This window comes from Nocardioides sp., assembly GCF_036401255.1.
Taxonomy (GTDB): Bacteria; Actinomycetota; Actinomycetes; order Propionibacteriales; family Nocardioidaceae; genus Nocardioides.
Genome location: NZ_DASWVI010000107.1, coordinates 1 through 1,910, shown reverse-complemented (window position 1 = coordinate 1,910; position 1,910 = coordinate 1). Strand labels below are relative to the sequence as shown.

Here is a 1,910-nt window from a genome sequence, read left to right as displayed (position 1 = left end):
CACGTCAAGATCGCCAAGGACTGGCAGCGTGACCCGCGCCAGCTCAGGAAGCTGGGCTTCTGATGGACCGTCCCGAGCCGCTGCTGCGCTGGCACGCGATCGCCGAGGCCCGCGACCCCGCCGGCCTCTCGACCCTCCTGGCCGACGACGTGACGTTCCGCTCGCCGGCGGTGCACACGCCGCAGGAGGGCAGCGCGCTGACCACGGCGTACCTGACTGCCGCGATCACCGTCCTGGGCCCGACGCTGCAGTACGTCCGCGAGTGGTACGACGACTCCTCGGCCGTGCTGGAGTTCCGCGCGGAGCTCGAGGGGCGGGTCGTGCACGGCATCGACATGCTCACCTGGGGCGAGGACGGCCGCCTCACCGACTTCACGGTGATGGTCCGCCCGTTCCAGGGTCTGCAGAAGCTCATCGAGCTGATGGCGGCGGAGCTGACCCGGATGCGCGATCAGTCCGGCGCCCAGCAGCGGCCGTAGTGCTGCCCGGAGCCCCACTGCTCGGCGGTCGGCCACTCGTAGCCCCACTCGTAGTCCAGCGCCGAGTCCGCCGCGGCCGCGCCGGCATCGCTGCACGGGTCCTCCCCGGCGGCCCGCACGGACTTCTCGCCGGGATAGGCGTCTCCGGCGAGGGGCACGACCGCGATCGCGCGCCACGAGTGCTTCGCTGAGCAGACGACCCGCTCGAAGCCCTTGGTGCCCGGCTGCGCGGTGCCGCACATGCCGTAGCGCTCCCGTCCTGCCGGGTCGTCGAGCACCCCGGCCACGCGCCCGGTGAGGGGTGCCAGCCGGTCGGGCCCGGCGAGCGCCACGACGTCGCAACGGAACCAGGCCGCGCCGGCGTCGGACTCCTCGACGCTCGGGGTGAACCACACCGCACGCAGCATGCTCAGCTGCCGGTCCTCCCTCGTGCCGCCGACGAACGGCGCCAGCCGCTCCGGGCACGCGGCGGCCACCTGGGCCTGCACCCGGTCGGCGTCGACGGCGAGGAGGTGTCCGTCGACGACGTTGTCGAGCCGTCCGACGGCGTACGTGACCGAGGTGTGCCGCGTCTGGCAGTCGACCGGCTCCTGGTCGGCCGTCGGCGCGACCGCCTCGTCGTAGGCGAGCCGGTAGCACGTCCGCTCGGCAGGCACGGGGGCGGCGGTCGCGACGGGCGGGTCCGGCGCGCTCGTGGTCGGCGTCGGGGTGGGGCTGCGGTCCGCGGCGGGCTCCGCGTCCTCGCTGCACCCGGTGAGGGCGAGCAGCCCGCCGGCGAGTGCGGCCGCGAGCCGAACGGTGCCGACCGGTCGGGTCACTGGTCGGTCTTCGCCCAGCAGACCGACCGGCGGTTGCCGGCGTCCCACTCCGCCTGGTGGAACCACGTGTAGCCGAAGTCGTAGTCGACCGGATAGCTCAACCAGGCACCGACGGAGGCGGAGCAGTAGTCGCGAGTCGTCACCTCGACGAGGCGGTCGCCCGGGTAGGCGTCGCCGAGCTTCTTGAGCGAGATGGTGGTGACCGCCCGCCACTGGTGCGGCTCGGTGCATGGCACCTTCACCGATCCCGCGACGGTCGGCCCGTCGGCGCACACCATCCAGCGGTCCTTGGGCCGTCCCAGCAGGAGCCCCTTCGCCGTGGTCGGCAGGTCGAGGTACTCCTTGCTCTGCTCGCCGCCGCCGACCACGTCGCAGCGGTACCACCGGGCCCCGTCGTCCCAGGCGTCCTCGCTCGGACGGAACCACGCCCAGCTGACGACCGTGCGCATCACCAGGCTGTCGTCGGCGCCGAGGAAGTCCTTGAACGCCTGGGAGCAGGTCGCGTAGGCCCAGGCCCCGAGGTCCTCGTCGTCGTAGTCGGCGTCGTCGAACTCGTCGGGCAGCTCGCCGATCGCGAACGTCTCGGCCGTGTGCGGCTCTCGGCAGTCGACGG

The 1,910-nt window shown here is 73.1% G+C and carries 3 protein-coding genes; 1 reads left to right on the top strand and 2 read right to left on the bottom strand.

The annotated features are described in order from the left end of the window. The first annotated feature begins 62 nt into the window (after nucleotides 1-62). Nucleotides 63-479 carry a nuclear transport factor 2 family protein gene (locus VGD85_RS04945; RefSeq protein ID WP_331062333.1) on the top strand — a complete coding sequence of 139 codons (417 nt, stop codon included), beginning with the start codon at nucleotides 63-65 and terminating at the stop codon, nucleotides 477-479. Here VGD85_RS04945 and VGD85_RS04940 read toward each other — a convergent pair. Together VGD85_RS04940 and VGD85_RS04935 are read right to left on the bottom strand one after the other, a co-directional pair. Then, on the bottom strand, nucleotides 452-1,297 hold the full coding sequence (locus VGD85_RS04940) for a septum formation family protein (protein WP_331062332.1): 846 nt from the start codon (nucleotides 1,295-1,297) through the stop codon (nucleotides 452-454). The two genes, VGD85_RS04945 and VGD85_RS04940, sit on opposite strands and share 28 nt — an antisense overlap. Continuing rightward, on the bottom strand, nucleotides 1,294-1,910 hold a 617-nt coding region (locus VGD85_RS04935), incomplete at its 5' end, for a septum formation family protein (protein ID WP_331062331.1). The genes VGD85_RS04940 and VGD85_RS04935, both read right to left, overlap by 4 nt.